The organism is Bradyrhizobium sp. LVM 105 (assembly GCF_003957705.1).
Taxonomy (GTDB): domain Bacteria; phylum Pseudomonadota; class Alphaproteobacteria; order Rhizobiales; family Xanthobacteraceae; genus Bradyrhizobium; species Bradyrhizobium frederickii.
In genome coordinates this window covers 196,684-214,971 of record NZ_QZMV01000010.1, presented here as the reverse complement: position 1 = coordinate 214,971, position 18,288 = coordinate 196,684, and the positions used below count along the sequence as shown (strand labels likewise).

Here is an 18,288-nt window from a genome sequence, read left to right as displayed (position 1 = left end):
TGTCTTCTCGACACCCTTTTGCGCGCGCCGCGCCGAATGCGCCGGGCGCCCGCTTTTGACATGGAAAGAACCCATCTTTTGACTTCGTTTCAGGATTTCGGCCTCGCCGAACCGATCGCGCGTGCTCTCGCCGAAGAGAACTACGTCACTCCCACCCCCATCCAGGCCCAGACCATCCCGATCGCGCTGACCGGGCGCGACGTCGTCGGCATCGCCCAGACCGGCACCGGCAAGACCGCGTCGTTCGCGCTGCCGATCCTGCACCGCCTGCTCGAGCATCGCATCAAGCCGCAGCCCAAGACCTGCCGGGTGTTGGTGTTGTCGCCCACCCGCGAGCTGTCCGGCCAGATCCTCGACAGCTTCAACGCCTATGGCCGCCACCTGCGCCTGGCCTCGACGCTGGCCATCGGCGGCGTGCCGATGGGCCGCCAGGTCCGCGCCCTGATGCAGGGCGTCGATGTGCTGGTCGCCACCCCCGGCCGCCTGCTCGACCTCGTGCAGAGCAACGGATTGAAGCTCTCGAGCGTCGAGTTCCTCGTGCTCGACGAGGCCGACCGCATGCTCGACATGGGCTTCATCAACGATATCCGCAAAATCGTCGCCAAGCTGCCGATCAAGCGGCAGACGCTGTTCTTCTCGGCCACCATGCCGAAGGACATCGCCGAGCTCGCCGACGCCATGCTGCGTGACCCCGCCCGCGTCGCGGTAACCCCGGTGTCCTCGACCGCCGAGCGAATCAACCAGCGCATCGTCCAGGTCGACTTCTCCGCCAAGCCGGCCTTCCTGACCAAGCTTCTGAAAGATGAGCCGGTCAACCGCGCACTGGTCTTCACCCGCACCAAGCACGGCGCCGACAAGGTGGTGAAGTCGCTCGAGAAGGCCGGCATCCCCGCCAGCGCCATTCACGGCAACAAGTCGCAGAACCATCGCGAGCGCACGCTCGCCCAGTTCCGCTCGGGCGAGATCCGCACCCTGGTCGCCACCGACATCGCCGCCCGCGGCATCGACGTCGACGGCATCAGCCACGTCATCAATTTCGACCTGCCCAACGTGCCGGAAACCTACGTCCACCGCATCGGCCGCACCGCGCGCGCCGGCGCCGACGGCACCGCGATCTCGCTGGTGGCTGGCGGTGAGGAGCTCAGCTATCTCCGCGATATCGAGCGGCTGATCCGCGTGGCGCTGCCGCGCGAAGACCATCGCACCGATGCGGGCCGCCGCGACGCCGGTCCTCCCCCGGCACAGCAACGGCAGGGCCGACCGGGTGGCCGCCAGGGCCAGCGTCCGCAGGGCGCCCGGCACGGCGACGGACGGCGTGGCGACGAACGGCATGCCGACGGACGTCATCACAGCGCCGGCAGGCCCGGCGACGGACGGCCCGGCGAAGGACGTCATAGCGAGGGCAGACCTGTTGATGGCAGGCCGGGAGAAGGCCACAAGGCCTCCAAGGGGTCTCGCCGCCGACGTGGTCTCGGTGGTAAGATGAACGCCTCACCAGCCGATCGGTCGGAACAGCGTCCCGCGCATAGCGCCGGCAAGCCTGATGGAATACAAGGCGTTGCCTTTTTGCGTCGCGAGAGTCGCCCCAACGGCCGACCGACCCGCAATCCTCATTCGAACTAACAGTCTACGACTGGAGACACCCACATGGCTAAGGAAGAGCTGATCCAGTTCGAAGGACTGGTCACCGAAATCCTCCCCGACGCCCGCTACCGCGTGCAGCTCGATGCCGGACACGAGATCGTCGCCTATACCGCCGGCAAGATGAAGAAGAACCGCATCAAGACTCTGGCGGGCGACCGCGTGACGGTGGAGATGTCGCCCTATGACCTCGAGAAGGGCCGGCTGATTTTCCGCCACAAGGACGAGCGTCCCAGCACGGCCGGCGGACCTCCCCGCCCCGGACAGCGCGGCGGCCAGTTCCGCCGTCGCTAGTCGAGCGCCGGCGCGCGAGCGCGGCAGTAAAATTCCGACCTTCCTGTTGGTCCGCCGTGAACATCACGGCGGATCAAAAAATCGCGCGCGACTGGATTGTTTTGACACTGGAATTCCGATAAAAGGAATTTATCGATTTTCGGCCGGACGACATTAGCATCCACCGGTACAGCCGGTTCAGACACGCTGACGACCCTTCCAAAATTCGATCTAACTGGCCTGCGCGAGCAGGCTCTCACATTGTGTTATCTGAGAAGGGACTACCCCCGTGAGCATGGGAACCGTGAAGTGGTTTAACGCGACCAAAGGCTTCGGCTTCATTCAGCCGGACGACGGCGGCCAGGACGTGTTCGTCCACATCAGCGCTGTGGAACGTGCGGGCCTCGGCACGCTGCGTGAAGGTCAGAAGATCTCCTACGAGATCGTGGCCGACCGTCGTTCCGGCAAGTCGGCAGCAGACAACCTCCGCGCCGCAGGCTGAACTCGCCGGGCCTCGCCCGATCGGCTCGCAAGAAGCAAGAAGGCCGTGCGCTACGCACGGCCTTTTTCATTTGCAGGCCCTGCCCGGGGACGTCAGCACGAGGACGGCACGTTGTTGTATTGAACGCAAGTCGCCTGGCGCGGCCGCGTGTAGGACAGATCTCTCAGCGGGATGCTCGACTTCAACACGTAGCCCACCGACGGTGTGTAAGTGTAGCTCGCCTCGCTGAGGATGAGGTAGGTCGAAGGAATCAGCAGCGTCGACGGAATCTCGTTGGTCACCTTGTCGCCAGCCTTGCGGCCCGAGGTCGCCAGCGTCGCTTGCGTCGCGCCGCTCGCGATGGTTCCGGCCTTGCTCCACTGGACCGTGGCAATGCTGTTCGCATCGATATAGATCTGGGAAATCGAGCCCTTCACGAGAGTAGCGTCGTAAGGCATGACGATCGAGATGCTCGCCGTGAAGGTGTTCTGCATGTCGGCATCGGCAAGCGTCGTCGACTGCGATGTCAGATCGGACAGCGTCCGTGCAATCAACGTGACTTTGCGATCGATCGCAATCGCCGACGAGAATTCGACGGTCCCGAAGAACATCACCAGCATCAGCGGGACGATGACCGCGAATTCGGTCGCCGCGAGCGCACGCGTGTCGGCGACGAAGTCACGCGCCCAGCAGCGGGCATTGTTCAAGAAGTTCGCCATCGCCTGTGGTCCGCCCAGATCCATCGCCTCAGAAGGGTTCGTTCTTGAAGGCTGCGGTCGCCACCAGCAGCCGCTTGCTGCTGCAGCCGATGTTGTAGCCGAGGCCGGTGACGAAGAGCGGCCATTGATAGAACAGCCGCACCACGACGACCTGGCTGGAGCTGCCGGGATTGTATTGCACGCCGGCCGGATTGAAGGTGCAGGAATCGCCGTAATTGGTGAGGCTCAGCGCCGTGAAGGAGCTTGTGCTGACCACGTCGACGTAAAGCTTGCTGCAATCGAACAGCGCCGGGATCTGGGTGCAGACATAGGCCTTGAACGTGGTCTGATCGCACGCCGAGACCACGTTGGGCACCGTCTGACAGGCCGCCACCGAGCCGCCCTGCGCTTGCGCCTGACCGGTCAGAATCGCACGCGCCGAATTCTGGGTGATGGTCTCGAGCACCTGGCCTGCGAAGAACACCAAGGCTGTCTCGATGATAGCGAACAGCAGCCCGAAGAAGATCGGAGCAACCAGCGCGAACTCGACAGCCGCGGAGCCGCGGCGGCTGCCACGAAACCGGCATAGCGCCTTCCGGAGCGTGAATCTCGTAGGCGGAAGCGATGGCATCGCGTCAAATTCCCCGGCAGCGGCGATCATCTGCTTCGTTCAATAGCTAAAACTGATTGTTTAAGTGTTGCAGGCGATTCACGCTGCGCGAACCGCTCGGTTAGGGATGCGTTAACCGGCACGGCGGCGGCAGCCAAGGACGGCGCGCGCAGAGCCACGTCGCCTGGCGGGCGATCCACGCCGGCGCGAAGCCGCCAATCGATCCGGCTAGTTGGACTTGGTGGCCGCGCCGGCGTTGCCGCTGGCACTGCTGCTCAGCGAGCCGGCCTGGCTCATGGTGTTGTTGAAGTAGGTGTCGCTGTCGCCGAGCGTCACCCGACGCTGGCAAATCGGCATGCAGCTGTAGGACTCGCGCTCGATCCCGCGATAGACGGTGACGAGCCGGTCGCTCGGGCCTTCGACCTGGATCTGGCGGTCGACCAGAATCTCGCCGTTCCGGTCGAGCGCAATGAAATTGGTGGCACCGTAGCCCTTGCCGGTCACGACGATCATGCCGCCGGGCTGGAGCGTGACGTCGGCGATCAGGGGATTGCCGACCACGATGGTCGCCACCTTGCCGGGCAGCCGCACCAGCTTGGCCTGGTCGACGTTGACGGCGATGGTGTCGGCCGTCGGTTCGGCGAGGCCGGCAGCCGGCGATGCCAGCACTGCGGCAGCAACCAGAACACAGACCCGCGCATGACGGCGCGCCAATTCCTTACGCATACTCATACTCCCGGGACGTCACAAACCGGCAGAAGCGAACAGATAACAGCGGAGCCGGTGCCCGACCCGGCTAACCTGCCCTTAATTTGTGAACGTTCCGCAAACTCGCCGACGATTGTTTGAACCTACCTGAATGTTTACGGCCGCTAGCGGCGGAACGGATAGGCCAGTTGGCCCCCGATCTCCTTCGGTATGGCCGCTTCGTCCTTGCCGTAATCCTGCGGCAGCCGCCCCTCCGGCATGCGGAAAGTGCCGAACAGCACGTCCCAGACCGGAAACGTGCCGGCGAAATTGGTGTTGCCGCCCTCTTCGAGCGAAGTGTGGTGCCAGCGGTGGAACACCGGCGTTGCCAGCAGATATTTGAACGGTCCGAAGGTCCAGTTCAGATTGGCGTGCACGAACGCCGAATGGAAGGTGGTGAACGGACCGACCCAGAGCATGATGTTCGGGGAAATGCCGGCCATCAGCAACACGACGTCGACGCTGATCGTCCCGAGCAAGAGATTGATGGGATGGAAGCGAGCCGCCGAAATCCATCCGATCTCCTCGGAGGAATGATGGATGGCGTGGTACTTCCAGAAGCCGCCGTCATGGAAGGTCCGGTGGATCCAATACAGCATGAAGTCGGACAGCACCAGGAACAGCAGGGCCTGCACCCACAGAGGCAGCTGCGCCAGCGGCCCATGGCCGTTATCGTAGAAGGCGATGAGCTCGTCGGCGTCGTGAATGTTGAAGACGGCTGCGGCGCCGACGATCAGGAGTCCGATCCGCATGGTGCGGGCGAACACCGGAACGAAGATCCAATAGCAGATGTCGGTGATGATCTCCCGCTTGCGCCACCACGGGGCGCCGGGGTTGCAGGCCCAGAAATGCTCGAGCACGGTGAAAACCGCCGCGAGCACGAAGGTGATGGGGAGCAGCTTCGCGATGGTCTCGCCGAGCATCAAGGCGACTTGCATGGGCAGGCTCGACATCATCGCCTCTCTCCGCGAATTCCGGTCCTCTCTTACGCCTACTCCGTGAAATTTAAGGGAGGGTGAAGCGGGCCGCGCGCCGGCGATGTATCTGGAACTGAAATTGAAGCCGCGGCTTTAAGGCGAAATTCACTCTGGACGAAAGCATCGCGCCGGACGCGGGTTTACGCGATCGGATTAACTCTACCGAAAGAGCTCGGCTCTCATGGTCATCGGGTCAAAGACAGCGCCGAACGAGGCGATCCCACCCGAATGGAGTTTTGTTCATGAAGAACTTGATTGCGCGTTTCGCGAAGGACGAATCCGGCGCGACTGCCATCGAATACGGTCTGATTGCCGCCGGCATCGCGCTGGCCATCATCACCGTCGTCAACAGCCTCGGCAGCACGCTGAACACCAAGTTCACCTCGATCAGCACCGGGCTGAAGTAAGCAACAGATCAACGACGGCAAAAGCCCCGGATCTCCGGGGCCTTTGTTTTTCTGAAGACGGCGAGTTCCAGTGGCGTTGCGTGAGTACAGAACCGGTGCCGCGGTCGCGGCGAACGAGGCAGCTGCGGCGCAGGCCGGCTCGCCGGTCTTTTGGGTCTGCCTTGCGCTGCTGCTTGCGACGGTCGCACTCGCCGCGCGCATTGCCAGCCTCTGGTAAAGCACGCGCTCCTCAGCTTCGGCCTTGCGTGACCCTCGCAGCCGTTGTCGGTTTGTTTAGCACTGCCGGATAGAATCCGGCGACGCCAGCTTCCGCGGCAAACCCAGGCCTCAAGACGCACGCCATGATCCTCGACCTTGCGCGCCTTCTGCTCTTCCCTGCCCTGATGGCGTTCGCCGCCGCGAGCGATCTGTTCACGATGACGATCTCGAATCGCGTGTCGCTGGCGCTGGTCGCAGGCTTCTTCGCGCTCGCCCTCGCCGGTGGCATGGCACCTTACGAGATGCTGAGCCATGTCGGCGCCGGCGCGCTTCTGCTCGTCGTGGCCTTCACCTGCTTTGCGATGGGCTGGGTCGGTGGCGGCGATGCCAAGGTCGCGGCCTCCGTCGCGCTCTGGTTCGGGTTCGCACAGCTGATGAACTTCCTGCTCTACGCCTCGCTGTTCGGCGGCGCGCTGACGCTGCTCCTGCTCCAGTTCCGGCAATGGCCGCTGCCTTACGGGCTGGCGGGTCAGGCCTGGCTGGCACGGCTGCACGCCAAGGAGAGCGGCATCCCCTACGGCATCGCGCTCGCGCTGAGCGCGCTGATGGTCTACCCGGAGACCGAATGGGTGAAGTCGATCGACCTCGCTCACCTCGCGCTGCGCTGAACGCACCGGGTAACCCGGCGTTAAGGCGATTTAGATACGCCTCATTAACCATGCTTTGACGAATAGCTGGTCAACTGCCGATTACGGCGGCGGCAGCGTCGCGGCGTCTTGTTGGAAAGTGAAGCGTATGAATAGGGCACGCATTGTCGTCCTGGCGGTCGCCATCAGCGCCGGCGGCGTCGCCGCGTACCTGGCGAGCGGCTCGGACCAATCTGCGCCGCCTCCCGCGGCTCCGGTCGCACAGCTTCCCACCGTCGACGTCCTCGTTGCCAAGAACGACATCGGCCTCGGCCAGACCGTGAAGCCGGAAGACGTGCAATGGCAGACCTGGCCGGCCGCGACCGCCAGCGCCACCTTCATCCGCCGCAACGAGCGTCCCGAGGGCGCGACCCAGGTCACCGGTTCGATCGCGCGCGCCCCTTTCATTCAGGGTGAGCCGATCCGCGACCAGAAGCTGGTCAAGGCCGAAGGCTCGGGCTTCATGGCTGCAATCCTGCCCACCGGCATGCGGGCGATCTCGACCGAGATCTCGCCGGAGACCGGCGCAGGCGGCTTTATCCTGCCCAACGATCGCGTCGACGTCCTGCTGACCCGCCGGCTGAAGAATCCGGACCAGAACAACGGCGCGCCCGACATCATCACCTCCGAGATCATCCTGGCCAATATCCGGGTCCTCGCCATCGACCAGGCGCCAAAGGAAAAGGACGGCCAGAACGCGGTGATCGGCAAGACCGTCACCCTCGAGCTCAATCCCGCGCAGACCGCGACGCTCTCCGCAGCCCGCCAGAGCGGCACGCTGTCGCTGGCGCTGCGCAGCATCGTCGACGTCAAGATGAGCGAAATCACGCTCGATGATTCCGCGCAGAAGCGGGACGGTGTTTCGATCATTCGCTACGGCATTCCAAGTCAGACGGCGAAAGCACGATGAAGACAGTCGATATGAAACGCAGGGTGGATTTGGCGACGATGCGAACCTCGATGGTTCGCGCCCTGTCGTTTTCGGCCGCTCTGGCGCTGGCGCTCAACCCGGTGCTGACCCCCGTGGTCGCCGCCGATTACCGTCCCGGGGCGATGGCCGCGGCGGATGGCCAGATGAACGCGCGCTTCCTCTCGCTCGGCGTCGGCAAATCCGTCGTGATCGACCTGCCGCGCGACATCAAGGACGTGCTGGTCGCCGATCCCAAGATCGCCAACGCGGTGGTCCGCTCGGCGCAGCGCGCCTACATCATCGGTGCCGCGGTCGGCCAGACCAATATCGTGTTCTTCGATTCCGCCGGTCAGCAGATTGCGGCCTATGACATCGCGGTCAAGCGCGACCTCAACGGCGTGCGGGCCGCGCTGAAGCAGGTTCTGCCCAATTCGGACATTCAGATCGACGGACTCGGCGACGGCATTGTCCTGACCGGTACGGCGGCGAATCCGATGGAAGCGCAGCAGGCCAACGAGCTCGCCGCGCGCCTGGCCGGCGGCGCCGACAAGGTGGTGAACTCGATCGTGGTGCGCGGCCGCGACCAGGTCATGCTCAAGGTGACGGTGGCGGAGGTCCAGCGCACCATCGTCAAGCAGCTCGGCATCGACCTGAGCGCCAGCCTCAACTACGGCACGTCGGTGGTGAGCTTCAGCAACTCCAATCCGTTCACGGCACTCGGCAAGAACCTCGTGGACGGCAACAATCTGACGACGAAGTTCGGCGGCTCGTCGTCGGTGCAGGCCACCCTGCGCGCGATGGAAAACGCGGGCGTGATCCGCACGCTGGCCGAACCGAACCTGACCGCAATCTCCGGTGAATCGGCAACGTTCATCGCCGGCGGCGAATTCCCGGTCCCGGCAGGCTATGCGTGCGACCCTACCACGCACGTCTGCACCACCCAGATCAGCTTCAAGAAGTTCGGTATCTCGCTCAACTTTACCCCCGTGGTGCTGAGCGAAGGCAAGATCAGCCTGCGCGTGATGACCGAGGTCTCTGAGCTCTCGAACGAAAACGCGATCACGCTGTCGCAGGCCGTGACCTCGACCTCGGTGAACTCGCTGACGGTGCCCTCGATCAGGACCCGCCGCGCGGAGACCTCGCTGGAAATTCCCTCCGGCGGCGCGATGGCGATGGCCGGCCTGATCCAGCAGCAGACCAAGCAGGCGATCAGCGGACTGCCGGGGATCATGCAGCTCCCGATCCTCGGCACGCTGTTCCGCAGCCGGGACTTCGTCAACAACGCGACCGAGCTGGTCGTGATCGTGACGCCCTATGTCGTTCGCGCGGTGGCGCCAAAGGACCTGTCGCGGCCGGATGACGGCTTCACGCCGCCTGCGGATCCACAGGTCCAGCTGCTCGGCAACATCAACCGCATCTACGGCGTGCCCGGCCGGACCGAACCGGCCAAGAACTACCGCGGCACCTACGGCTTCATTACCGACTGAGGCGGAACGGGGACTTCACGATGATCACAAGACCACCCCAGCTTCCCAAGCGCGCCATCCGTCTCGGTGGCGCGCTGGTCGCAATGACGCTCGCGCTCGGCGGCTGCCGGCACGACGAGGTCGTTACCGCCTCGATTCCCGACGACTACAAGCAGCGCCACCCGATCGCGATCGAGGAGCAGAATCGCTCGATCGTCGTCTTCGTCGGCCATGCCCGCGGCGGATTGACCGCTGCCCAGCGCGCCGACGTGATGGGCGTCGCATCGGCATGGCTGCACGAAGGCACCGGCGCCATCCGCATCGACGTGCCGTCCGGCACGCCCAATGCACGTCCGGTCGCGGACACGATGCGCGAAATCCAGGCGATGCTGGCCGCGGCGGGCGTTCCGCCGCGGGGCGTCAACGTTCACCCCTACCAGCCCCAGGACAAGCGCTTCCTGCCGCCGATCCGTCTCACCTATTCCAAGATCGCAGCGATCGCAGGTCCCTGCGGCCTGTGGCCGGACGACATCGGCCCTTCGATGAAGAACAAGAGCTGGTTCGAGAACAAGGACTACTACAATTACGGCTGCGCCTATCAGCGCAACCTCGCGGCGATGGTCGACAATCCCTCGGACCTCGAGCAGCCGCGGCCTGAAACGCCGTCCTACACCCCCCGGCGCATCACCGGTCTCGAGAAGTATCGCAAGGGACTCACGAGCGCGACCACGTACCCCGAAGCCGACAAGGCCAAACTCAGCGACACCGGCAAATGATCAGCTACGCTCGCCAGACACACGAAGAGCAGCCGGACGCCCCCCCTCCGCCGGTCGAGGAGCATATTGCGCCCGCGCCGCGCGTCTCGGTCCAGGCCTTCTGCGAGACCGTCGAGACCGCTGCCGCGGTCCAGTCGGCCGGCGAGGACCGCCGCCTCGGCAAGGCCCATCTGAAGATCCAGATGGGCGGCATGGCGGCCGCGATCGAAGCCTACCGCTCGGCTCCCACGCCGAACGTGATCGTGCTCGAGAGCGACGGCCGCAACGACCTCCTGGGCGGGCTCGACCAGCTCGCCACCGTCTGCGACGCCGGCACCCGCGTGGTCGTGATCGGCCGCATCAACGACGTCATGCTCTACCGCGAGCTGGTGCGCCGCGGCGTCAGCGACTATGTGCTCGCGCCGGTCGGCGCGATCGACGTCGTACGCTCGATCTGCAACCTGTTCTCGGCGCCGGAAGCCAAGGCGGTCGGCCGCATCATCGCCGTGGTCGGCGCCAAGGGGGGCGTCGGAGCTTCCACCATCTCGCACAACGTCGCCTGGGCGATCGCGCGCGACCTCGCTATGGACGCCGTCGTCGCCGATCTCGACCTGGCCTTCGGTACCGCCGGGCTCGACTACAACCAGGATCCGCCGCAGGGCATTGCCGACGCCGTGTTCTCGCCCGATCGCGTCGACACCGCCTTCATCGACCGCCTGCTGTCGAAATGTACCGACCATCTCAGCCTGCTGGCGGCGCCGGCGACGCTCGACCGGGTCTATGATTTCGGCACCGAGGCCTTCGACTCCGTGTTCGACACGCTGCGCTCCACCATGCCGTGCATCGTGCTCGACATTCCGCACCAATGGGCGGGCTGGACCAAGCGCGCCTTGATCGGAGCGGACGACATTTTGATCGTGGCCGCCCCTGACCTCGCCAATCTGCGCAATACCAAGAACCTGTTCGATCTGTTGAAGGCCGCGCGCCCCAACGACCGGCCGCCGCTCTACTGCCTGAATCAGGTCGGCGTGCCGAAACGGCCCGAAATCGCCGCCACGGAGTTCGCCAAGGCGATCGAGAGCCAGCCGATCGTCTCGATCCCGTTCGAGCCGCAGATCTTTGGCTCGGCGGCCAACAACGGCCAGATGATCGCGGAGATCTCCGCCAACCACAAGTCGATCGAGATGTTCCTTCAGATCGCCCAGCGCCTGACCGGCCGCTCCGAAACCAAGAAACAAAAGTCGTCCCTGTTTTCACCCCTGATTGACAAGTTGCGGGGAAAATAAGCCGCCGCATGGAGTTGTTAAGTGTTCGGTAAGCGTAGCGGAACAGACACCGACCTTCGGGCGCCCAGGCCCGGCGCCGTGTCGCTCGAGCCTGCCCCGGCTCCGGCGCCGACGGTGTCGCGCGCCCCGCCTCCGCCGGCCGTCGCCTCGCCGCCGCTTGCTCCCGCCAAGGCTCCGCCGCCCCCGGCCATGGAGAGCCGGCGTTCGGACAATTATTACGAGGTCAAAGCGACGATCTTCGGCGCGCTGATCGAGGCGATCGATCTCGCCCAGCTGGCCAAGCTGGATTCGGAATCCGCCCGCGAGGAAATCCGCGACATCGTCAACGAGATCATCGCGATCAAGAACATCGTGATGTCGATCGCCGAGCAGGAGGAGCTGCTCGACGATATCTGCAACGACGTTCTCGGCTACGGTCCGCTCGAGCCGCTGCTGTCGCGCGACGATATCGCCGACATCATGGTCAACGGCGCCAACACCGTCTACATCGAGGTCGCCGGCAAGATCCAGCGCACCGGCATCCGCTTTCGCGACAACCAGCAGCTCCTCAACATCTGCCAGCGCATCGTCAGCCAGGTCGGCCGGCGCGTCGACGAATCCTCGCCGATCTGCGACGCGCGCCTCGCCGACGGCTCCCGCGTCAACGCCATCGTGCCGCCGCTGTCGATCGACGGCCCGACGCTCACCATCCGCAAGTTCAAGAAGGACAAGCTGACGCTGGATCAGCTCGTCAAGTTCGGCGCGATCTCGCCGGAAGGCGCCGAGATCCTCCAGATCATCGGTCGCGTCCGCTGCAACGTGCTCATCTCCGGCGGTACAGGCTCGGGCAAGACGACGCTGCTCAACTGTCTGACCAATTACATCGAGCACGACGAGCGCGTCATCACCTGCGAAGACGCTGCCGAGCTCCAGCTCCAGCAGCCCCATGTGGTGCGGCTGGAGACCCGTCCGCCCAACATCGAGGGGGAGGGCCAGGTCACCATGCGCGAATTGGTGCGCAACTGCCTGCGTATGCGGCCCGAACGCATCATCGTCGGCGAAGTCCGCGGACCCGAGGCGTTCGACCTACTCCAGGCCATGAACACCGGCCATGACGGGTCGATGGGCACGCTGCATGCCAACAACCCGCGCGAAGCGCTGTCGCGCTGCGAATCCATGATCACGATGGGCGGCTTTTCCCTGCCCTCGCGAACGATCCGCGAGATGATCTGCGCCTCGATCGACGTCATCGTTCAGGCCGCGCGTCTGCGCGACGGGTCGCGCCGCATCACCCACATCACCGAGGTGATGGGCATGGAAGGCGACACCATCATCACCCAGGACATCTTCCTCTACGACATGATCGGCGAGGACGCCAACGGCAAGATCATCGGCCGGCACCGCTCGACCGGTATCGGCCGTCCGAAGTTCTGGGAACGCGCCCGCTATTACGGCGAGGAGAAGCGCCTTGCCGCCGCGCTCGACGCCGCGGAAGTGGCGCCGACGACGTGAGCAGGTCAGCGACGCCATGAACATACAGGTCCTCGCCCTCGCATTTCTCGCCACCGCAGCGGTCGGCGGCATCGCCTGGGTTTTCCTCTATCCGCTGCTCTCCGGGGAACGGAAGGCGGAAAGCCGGCGCGCCTCGATCTCGCGTGCCGACGCGCCGATGGCCAAGCAGAGCGAAAAGAGCCAGCGATCGCGCCGCGAGCAGGTCGAAACGTCGCTGAAGGATCTCGAGGCACGGCGTCAGCAGGAGAAGAGCGTTCCGCTCAACGTTCGCCTCTCCCAGGCCGGTCTGGACTGGACGCCGCAGAAATTCTGGATCGTGTCCGCCGTCGTGGCGGGCGTGCTGTTCGCGGCGGCCCTGTTCATCGGCGGCGGCCTGCTCGGCGCCGCCGGTCTCGCCTTTGCCGGCGGTTTTGGCCTGCCGCGCTGGGCCCTCGGCTTCCTGAAGAAGCGCCGGGAAGACAAGTTCCTGAAGGCACTGCCCGATGCGGTCGACGTCATCGTCCGCGGCATCAAGGCCGGCCTGCCGTTGTTCGAATCGATCAAGGTCGTCGCGGCCGATTCGCCCGAGCCGCTGCGCAGCGAATTCCTCGCCATCATCGAGACGCAGGCGATCGGTATGCCGCTGGGCGAGGCTTGCTCCCGGCTCTATGAGCGCATGCCGCTGCCCGAAGCCAACTTTTTCGGCATCGTCATCTCGATCCAGCAGAAATCGGGCGGCAACCTCTCCGAGGCGCTGGGCAACCTCTCCAAGGTGCTGCGCGACCGCAAGAAGATGAAAGAGAAGATCCAGGCGATGTCGATGGAAGCCAAGGCCTCGGCCGGCATCATCGGCTCGTTGCCGCCGATCGTGATGTTCCTCGTCTATCTCACGACGCCGCACTACATCTCGCTGCTTTGGACTCATCCCACTGGCCAGCTGATGCTGGTCGGCTGCGTCGTCTGGATGTCGATCGGCATCATGGTGATGAAAAAGATGATCAATTTCGACTTCTGACGGTGCCGCATGGTCGAGTTCCTCGTTTCGAAACTGCATGACGTCCGTTTCATGACCATGCTGCTGGCGGCCATCGCCGCCAGCGCCACCGTCTATACGCTTGTGATGCCGCTATTCGCCGGCGAGGGACTCTCCAAGCGCATGAAGGCGGTCGCGAGCGAGCGTGAGCGCATTCGGCAGCGCGAGCGCGAGCGCCTTCACAAGAACGAAAAGGTCTCGCTGCGCCAGACGCCGAAGCAGCTCGTCTCCAAGGTCGTGGAGGACTTCAACCTCACCAAATGGCTCGCGCAGGAGGCGGCGCGGGACAAGCTCATCATGGCCGGTTACCGCGGCCAGGCGCCCTACATCACCTTCCTGTTTGCCCGCTTGGTCACCCCGATCGTGCTCTTCGTCGGCTCGCTCCTCTACGTTTTCGTGATCGCGCACATGGACAGGCCGATGCCGATCAAGATCGGCATCTGCATCGGCGCGGCCTATCTCGGCCTCCAGGCGCCGATGCTGTTCCTGAAGAATGCGATCTCCAAGCGCCAGCTCTCGATCAAGCGCGCCTTTCCCGATGCACTCGACCTGCTCCTGATCTGTATCGAATCCGGCATGTCGGTCGAAATGGCGTTTCGGAAGGTCGCCACCGAAATCGTGGGACAGTCGATTGCGCTGTCGGAGGAGTTCACGCTGACCACGGCCGAATTGTCCTACCTGCAGGACCGCAAGGTCGCCTATGAGAATTTGGCGCGACGCACCGGGCTCGAGGGCGTCAAGTCGGTCTGTCTCGCGCTTCAGCAGGCGGAGCGCTACGGCACCCCGCTCGGTCAATCCTTGCGCGTCATGGCACAGGAAAACCGCGACATGCGGATGACCGAGGCCGAGAAGAAGGCCGCCGCGTTGCCGCCGAAACTGACGGTGCCGATGATCCTGTTCTTCCTGCCAGTGCTGTTCGTCGTCATTCTCGGACCGACCGGCATCAAGCTCACCGAGATGCAGTGACACAAGCCACCGACCGCGCGCGGTCCGTGGGACGGCTTCGATTGCTGAAGATCAGATCTTGATCAGTCGGGCTGGTTGAGCGAGGCCACCGGGGTCCGCTTCGGCCCGCCGCGATGATTGTCGCTGCGGCTCAGCATTTCCTTGAGATAAGTGACATTGGCCGCGGCCTGATCCGGCGGCAGATCCGCCTTCACGATGGTCTCGGCCTCCGCGAAGCGGCCCTGGAGACCGACGACGAGGCCGAGATTTTGCCGCACCCGGCTGCTGGCGCGCGGCGAGGCGTGGGCTTGCCGCAACACCTCTTCGGCCTTGGGCAGATCCTTCGACAGCATGTAGGACAGGCCGAGATTGGAAAGCACGCCAGGATCACCCGGCGCGATCTTGAGCGCGCTCGTATAATAGGAGCGCGCCTCCTCGTGACGGCCCATCTGGTCCAGCGCGGTGCCCTGCACCGAGAGCAAGCGCCAGTCCGGATTGTCAGGCGAATGCGCCTTCGACAGGACGTCGTAGGCCTGCTGGAAATTGCCGTTGTCGGCGAGCGCGCGGCCATACTGCGCGAGCAGCGCCTTGTTGCCGGGATTGGCGATGGTCGCCTGCTCGAGCACGGCGGCGGCCTGGGCGCGTTGGCCGTTGGCGCGCAAGGCCTGGCCATAGGCCAGCGCGGCCTCGGCATCCCTGGGATTGGCCCGGTAGCGCTCGCCATAGACCTCGACGGCGCGCGCGGGATCGGTGGGAGCCGCCTCTGCCCGTGGTCCGCCGAGCGAGCCCGTCACGTCGGAGAGTTTCGACATGCCCGTGCAGCCGCCGAGGCCCATGGCGACCGCCGCGACCAGCGAGGTGGACGCAAGAAGCCGGGCGAGACTGAACCGTTGACGCATGACGCCTTGACTCTCGAGCCGATTGATCGAGCCGAACGCGCCAGCAATAGGCTGTTAACCCTAACGGCCGGTTAACGCAGCTTCCCGGCCCGCACCTCTCACGGCGACGTCTGCGGGGGTGCCTCCGCCGAGGTCGAGATCGGGGCCGAGCGCCCTCATCTGCCCGTTAGATGCCTCAGCATTGCCGCCTCAATATTCGATCGCGAGCCGCTTGCGGATTTCGTCGACGCGCTTGTCGAGCGCATCGAACCGCGCGTGGACCGAGCGGTCGTGGAGATAGAAGACGTAACCGCCGGCAAGGAGCGCGAAGATCCAGTGGTGGTGCTCGACATAGCCAAAGATCGCCTCGACGGCATGGCCGATGAACGTGACCACGCTCCACACGAATTCCATTGCATGTCCTCCCGGCGCGTTTGTCGTCGGCCGCCCGATCTCCAGCCCTGGCGACCATTGCCGGAACCTAGCATGGCCCCCTTGCCGCGAGTAGCGGCTCGCCGAAACGGTGACAGCAAAGCCGATTGCAGCCGCGGCGAAACTCTGCGAAGTCTCGTCCGTTCGCATGACCCGTTTGATCCGACGATCCGGACCCGCCAATGCCTGCTGTCTTCGAGACGTCATCCACCGCCATCCCGATCACGTTCGTCACGAAATCGAGCTGGGATCAGGTCGCCGAGGCGCTGCCGCCAGCGCAGCGCCAGTTCGCCACTTCATGCGCCTTTGCTGCCAAGCCCGGCGGTTATCTCGCGCTGCCCGCGCCCGATGGCGCGATCGCCCAGGTGCTGTTCGGCCTGGACGACGACACTGCAAGATCGCGCGACCTGTTCCGGCCCGGCGCCCTGCCCGGCCTGCTGCCGCCGGGCACTTATCGCTTTGCCAATGCGCCACACGATACACGGCTGGCGGCGCTCGCTTTCGCGCTCGGCACCTACCGCTTCGCGCGCTACCGCAAGGCTGACCGGCCCGAGGTCCGGCTGGTGCCGCCTGATGGCGTCGAGCCTGCCGAGATCGAGCGGATCGCCAATGCGGCGATGCTGGCGCGCGACCTCATCAACACGCCCTCCAACGACATGGGGCCGGAAGAGCTCGCGGCCGCCGCGCAAAACCTCGCCGCCGAGTTCGGCGCAAGCTTTTCCTGCACCATCGGCGAGGAGCTGGAGAAGCACTTCCCGCTGATCCACGCCGTCGGCATGGCGTCGAGCCGCGCGCCTCGGCTGATCGACATCGGTTGGGGCGATCCCGATCACCCCAAGGTGACGCTGGTCGGCAAGGGCGTCTGCTTCGACACCGGCGGGCTCGACCTGAAACCGTCGAGCGGCATGCTGATCATGAAGAAGGACATGGGCGGCGCTGCCAACGTGCTGGCGCTGGCGCGCATGGTGATGGACGCGAAGCTGAAGGTGCGGCTGCGCGTGCTGATTCCGGCGGTGGAGAATGCCGTCGCCGGCAATGCCTTCCGCCCGCTCGACATCTTCACCTCGCGCAAGGGCATTACCGTCGAGATCGGCAACACCGACGCGGAGGGACGCCTGGTGCTCGCCGACGCGCTGGCGCTGGCCGACGAGGAGAAGCCCGACCTGCTGATCGACCTGGGCACGCTGACCGGCGCGGCGCGTGTCGCGCTGGGACCGGATCTGCCGCCCTTCTACACCAATGATGAGACCCTTGCCGCCGACCTGGCGCGCTGCGCGGTGAAGGAGAACGATCCGTTGTGGCGCATGCCGCTGTGGCCGCCTTACGACACGTGGCTGGACTCCAAGACAGCCACCATCACCAACGCGCCGTCGGGCGGCTTTGCCGGCTCGATCACCTGCGCGCTGTTCCTGCAGCGTTTCGTCGAGCACGCCGGGAGCTGGCTGCATGTCGACATCTACGGCTGGACACCGTCGGCCAAGCCCGCACGCCCCGAAGGCGGCGAGTGCCAGGCCGCGCGCGCCATCTACACCTTGCTGAGCGAGCGCTATGCATGATCCGCGAATAACACCGGCGCGCGGCGACCTTGCCGCGAAATATCTCGAAGGCAAGGTGCAGGCCGATCGCTTCGTCGAGGGCCGGGAGTTCGAGGTGGTCGAGCCGGTCGCGCCGGTGCGCGAACAGCCGTCCTCGAGCGCAATGCTGATGACGGAGGCCCTGCGCGGCGAACGCGTCACGGTCTACGACCGCAACGGCGAGGGTTGGGCGTGGGGCCAGCTCAACGGCGATGGCTATGTCGGCTGGCTGCCGGATGCGGCGCTCGTGACGCCCTCGGCCGCCCCGACTCACGTGGTCAGCGCATTGCGGACGTTTGACTTCCCCGGCCCCTCGATCAAGCTGCCGCCGGCCGAGACGCTGGTGATGGGATCCAGGCTCGCCGTGGCACGCGAGGACGGCAGCTTCGCCGTGACGCGCGACGGCAGATATCTGCCGAAAGCGCATCTCGCTCCGCTCGATCATCGCGAGCCGGACTTCGTCGCAATCGCCGAGCGCTTCGTCGGCACGCCCTATCTCTGGGGCGGCAAGAGCAGTCTTGGCATCGATTGCTCCGGCCTCGTCCAGGTCTCGCTGACGGCAGCGGGGATCGGCTGCCCGCGCGACAGCGACATGCAGCTGGCCGGTCTCGGCCGCGCACTGGAGCCGCATGAGCGAAGCAGCTTGCAGCGCGGCGATCTGATCTTCTGGAAGGGCCACGTCGCCATCGTCCGCGACGGCAGCACCATGGTTCACGCCAACGCGCATCACATGGCGACCGTGATCGAGCCGATCGAGCCGGCCATCGCGCGGATCAAGGCGGCCGGCAGCGAGGTCGCTGCGATCAAGCGGCTCTAACGGG

General features: G+C 65.0%; 21 protein-coding genes. 15 read left to right on the top strand and 6 right to left on the bottom strand.

The annotated features are described in order from the left end of the window. The first annotated feature begins 36 nt into the window (after positions 1–36). The 3 genes from D6B98_RS25990 (at position 37) to D6B98_RS25980 (ending at position 2,416) form a co-directional block, all read left to right on the top strand. On the top strand, positions 37–1,623 hold the full coding sequence (locus D6B98_RS25990; RefSeq protein ID WP_126259735.1) for a DEAD/DEAH box helicase: 1,587 nt from the start codon (positions 37–39) through the stop codon (positions 1,621–1,623). A gap of 24 nt (positions 1,624–1,647) precedes the next feature. Beyond that, positions 1,648–1,935, top strand: coding sequence for a translation initiation factor IF-1 (gene infA, locus D6B98_RS25985; RefSeq protein WP_024340539.1), 288 nt, complete (start codon positions 1,648–1,650; stop codon positions 1,933–1,935). Positions 1,936–2,203: 268 nt separating this feature from the next. Beyond that, positions 2,204–2,416 carry a cold-shock protein gene (locus tag D6B98_RS25980; protein WP_028138527.1) on the top strand — a complete coding sequence of 71 codons (213 nt, stop codon included), beginning with the start codon at positions 2,204–2,206 and terminating at the stop codon, positions 2,414–2,416. A 92-nt stretch (positions 2,417–2,508) separates the two neighbouring features. Here the strand turns inward: D6B98_RS25980 and D6B98_RS25975 are convergent, their stop codons facing one another. From D6B98_RS25975 to D6B98_RS25960, 4 genes are all read right to left on the bottom strand, one after another. Next, positions 2,509–3,114, bottom strand: a complete 606-nt coding sequence (locus D6B98_RS25975) for a TadE/TadG family type IV pilus assembly protein (RefSeq protein ID WP_245481458.1) — start codon at positions 3,112–3,114, stop codon at positions 2,509–2,511. Positions 3,115–3,142: 28 nt separating this feature from the next. Continuing rightward, the gene (locus D6B98_RS25970; protein ID WP_126259733.1) at positions 3,143–3,724 is read right to left on the bottom strand and encodes a TadE/TadG family type IV pilus assembly protein; all 582 of its coding nucleotides are present in this window, start codon (positions 3,722–3,724) and stop codon (positions 3,143–3,145) included. A 207-nt stretch (positions 3,725–3,931) separates the two neighbouring features. Further along, positions 3,932–4,429 (bottom strand): pilus assembly protein N-terminal domain-containing protein, encoded by a 498-nt coding sequence (locus D6B98_RS25965; RefSeq protein ID WP_126259732.1) that lies wholly within the window; start codon positions 4,427–4,429, stop codon positions 3,932–3,934. Between the two features lie 146 nt (positions 4,430–4,575). Continuing rightward, the gene (locus D6B98_RS25960; RefSeq protein WP_126259731.1) at positions 4,576–5,403 is read right to left on the bottom strand and encodes a sterol desaturase family protein; all 828 of its coding nucleotides are present in this window, start codon (positions 5,401–5,403) and stop codon (positions 4,576–4,578) included. 266 nt (positions 5,404–5,669) lie between these two features. Here D6B98_RS25960 and D6B98_RS25955 point away from each other — a divergent pair, with 266 nt between their 5' ends. From D6B98_RS25955 to D6B98_RS25915, 10 genes are all read left to right on the top strand, one after another. Next, complete coding sequence (locus D6B98_RS25955) at positions 5,670–5,834, top strand: Flp family type IVb pilin (RefSeq protein ID WP_126259730.1); 165 nt, start codon at positions 5,670–5,672, stop codon at positions 5,832–5,834. A 76-nt stretch (positions 5,835–5,910) separates the two neighbouring features. After that, on the top strand, positions 5,911–6,051 hold the full coding sequence (locus D6B98_RS40110) for a hypothetical protein (protein WP_164718848.1): 141 nt from the start codon (positions 5,911–5,913) through the stop codon (positions 6,049–6,051). A 124-nt stretch (positions 6,052–6,175) separates the two neighbouring features. After that, positions 6,176–6,700 carry an A24 family peptidase gene (locus D6B98_RS25950; protein WP_126259729.1) on the top strand — a complete coding sequence of 175 codons (525 nt, stop codon included), beginning with the start codon at positions 6,176–6,178 and terminating at the stop codon, positions 6,698–6,700. Between the two features lie 127 nt (positions 6,701–6,827). Beyond that, positions 6,828–7,628 (top strand): Flp pilus assembly protein CpaB, encoded by an 801-nt coding sequence (gene cpaB / locus D6B98_RS25945; protein ID WP_164718866.1) that lies wholly within the window; start codon positions 6,828–6,830, stop codon positions 7,626–7,628. 11 nt (positions 7,629–7,639) lie between these two features. Next, complete coding sequence (locus D6B98_RS25940; RefSeq protein WP_164718871.1) at positions 7,640–9,115, top strand: type II and III secretion system protein family protein; 1,476 nt, start codon at positions 7,640–7,642, stop codon at positions 9,113–9,115. A gap of 20 nt (positions 9,116–9,135) precedes the next feature. Beyond that, the gene (locus D6B98_RS25935; protein ID WP_126259726.1) at positions 9,136–9,870 is read left to right on the top strand and encodes a CpaD family pilus assembly protein; all 735 of its coding nucleotides are present in this window, start codon (positions 9,136–9,138) and stop codon (positions 9,868–9,870) included. Beyond that, the gene (locus D6B98_RS25930; RefSeq protein ID WP_126259725.1) at positions 9,867–11,135 is read left to right on the top strand and encodes a CpaE/TadZ family protein; all 1,269 of its coding nucleotides are present in this window, start codon (positions 9,867–9,869) and stop codon (positions 11,133–11,135) included. Before D6B98_RS25935 ends, D6B98_RS25930 begins: the two co-directional genes overlap by 4 nt. 21 nt (positions 11,136–11,156) lie before the next feature. Then, a complete protein-coding gene (locus D6B98_RS25925) occupies positions 11,157–12,626 on the top strand; it encodes a TadA family conjugal transfer-associated ATPase (RefSeq protein ID WP_126259724.1) in 1,470 nt (489 codons plus the stop codon). Positions 12,627–12,642: 16 nt separating this feature from the next. Further along, complete coding sequence (locus D6B98_RS25920; protein ID WP_126259723.1) at positions 12,643–13,620, top strand: type II secretion system F family protein; 978 nt, start codon at positions 12,643–12,645, stop codon at positions 13,618–13,620. A gap of 9 nt (positions 13,621–13,629) precedes the next feature. Beyond that, positions 13,630–14,604 (top strand): type II secretion system F family protein, encoded by a 975-nt coding sequence (locus D6B98_RS25915; RefSeq protein ID WP_126259722.1) that lies wholly within the window; start codon positions 13,630–13,632, stop codon positions 14,602–14,604. A gap of 62 nt (positions 14,605–14,666) precedes the next feature. Here D6B98_RS25915 and D6B98_RS25910 read toward each other — a convergent pair whose 3' ends face one another. Together D6B98_RS25910 and D6B98_RS25905 are read right to left on the bottom strand one after the other, a co-directional pair. Then, positions 14,667–15,482, bottom strand: a complete 816-nt coding sequence (locus tag D6B98_RS25910; protein WP_126259721.1) for a tetratricopeptide repeat protein — start codon at positions 15,480–15,482, stop codon at positions 14,667–14,669. Between the two features lie 189 nt (positions 15,483–15,671). Further along, a complete protein-coding gene (locus tag D6B98_RS25905; RefSeq protein WP_126259720.1) occupies positions 15,672–15,875 on the bottom strand; it encodes a hypothetical protein in 204 nt (67 codons plus the stop codon). 200 nt (positions 15,876–16,075) lie between these two features. Here D6B98_RS25905 and D6B98_RS25900 point away from each other — a divergent pair, with 200 nt between their 5' ends. Together D6B98_RS25900 and D6B98_RS25895 are read left to right on the top strand one after the other, a co-directional pair. Further along, the gene (locus D6B98_RS25900; protein WP_126259719.1) at positions 16,076–17,449 is read left to right on the top strand and encodes a leucyl aminopeptidase family protein; all 1,374 of its coding nucleotides are present in this window, start codon (positions 16,076–16,078) and stop codon (positions 17,447–17,449) included. Then, positions 17,442–18,284, top strand: coding sequence for a C40 family peptidase (locus D6B98_RS25895; RefSeq protein ID WP_126259718.1), 843 nt, complete (start codon positions 17,442–17,444; stop codon positions 18,282–18,284). Before D6B98_RS25900 ends, D6B98_RS25895 begins: the two co-directional genes overlap by 8 nt. The last annotated feature ends 4 nt before the right edge of the window (positions 18,285–18,288 follow it).